At 46.8% G+C, this 1,174-nt stretch carries 1 protein-coding gene; it reads left to right on the top strand.

What is annotated here, in order from left to right; all coding sequences use genetic code 11:
* On the top strand, positions 1-1,050 hold a 1,050-nt coding region (locus ICN45_RS10345; protein ID WP_216175727.1), incomplete at its 5' end, for a Hint domain-containing protein.
* Positions 1,051-1,174 lie beyond the last annotated feature (124 nt).

Raw genomic sequence — 1,174 nt, 5'->3', positions numbered from 1 at the left:
GTCTGCTACGCCAAAGGCACCCACATCACAACTGATCGCGGCCCTGTAGCCGTTGAAGATCTTCAAGTTGGTGACTTAGTTCTGACTGTCTCTGGTAAGTACGAGCCGATTAGCTGGTTAGGTCATCGTCGTGTGAACTGCTTACGTCATAACAACCCAACTGTTGCATGGCCTGTACGCATTGCTAAAGATGCGTTTGGCTCTGATTTGCCAGTACGCGATCTCTTGGTTAGTCCTGCTCATGCAATCTATGTTGATGGCCACTTTATCTCTGCAGCTAGTTTGATCAACGGCGTCACCATTACTCAAGAGCCATGGTCAAAAGTCACTTACTTCCACGTTGAACTGCCTACTCACAACGCCATTTATGCAGAAGGCTTAGCCGCTGAAACCTATCTAGTTGCCCAGAACCGCGACTTCTTCTTGGAAACTGATGGCGTAGTCGATCTAGATGCCCAGTTCTCTGAAGTAACTCCAGAAGATGTGTATGCCAACAAAGGTTATGCACCATTAGCTTCTACTGGAGTAGTACTTGAGTCAGTGCGTGCAAAATTACTCAATCGTATTACAGAGCTAGGTCACCAACTGCAAGATGATTGCCAGTTAGAGCTCATTATTGATGGTGCTCCATTAGAAGTATTGCGCACCCCAGTAGGCTTAGTCGCTTGGATCCCTGAAGGGGCTAAGACCATGACACTACGCTCAAATAGCTTTGTGCCTGGTTATGTCTATGCCTCTTCCTTTGATGATCGTCACCTTGGCGTATCTGTGACAAGCATGCGTTTGGGTAATAAAGCGATTGATCTGAAGTCAAGCGCGTTGCAAACCGGTTGGCATGATGCAGAGACCACTTTTGAAGCTGATGATAGTAATCAAGCAGCCTTTAGCTGGCGCTGGACTGATGGCCAAGCAACTATTGCCCTAGAGCAATCTGGATGCTTGTTTGAGATCACTACTCAAGCAGCTGCTAAGGTTTACTGGCAAGCCAAAGATGGTCAGTTTGTGCAAGTGAAAACACCAGGCATGCAAGAGTTGCGTTACGCTGCTTAAGCAATGGATTTGCTAATGACCGTTGTTGCTTGACTACAGTAATGGTAACGAAGGTAGTACAGGCAGCAAGGTCAGCAGCAGTAGTATCAAGAACCACCAGAAGAGTTTAGTCTGGTGGTTTTTT

It is taken from the genome of Polynucleobacter alcilacus, from assembly GCF_018881545.1.
GTDB classification, from domain to species: domain Bacteria; phylum Pseudomonadota; class Gammaproteobacteria; order Burkholderiales; family Burkholderiaceae; genus Polynucleobacter; species Polynucleobacter alcilacus.
The sequence above is the reverse complement of the archived record's forward strand: the minus strand, read 5'-3'. Positions and strand labels throughout refer to the sequence as shown.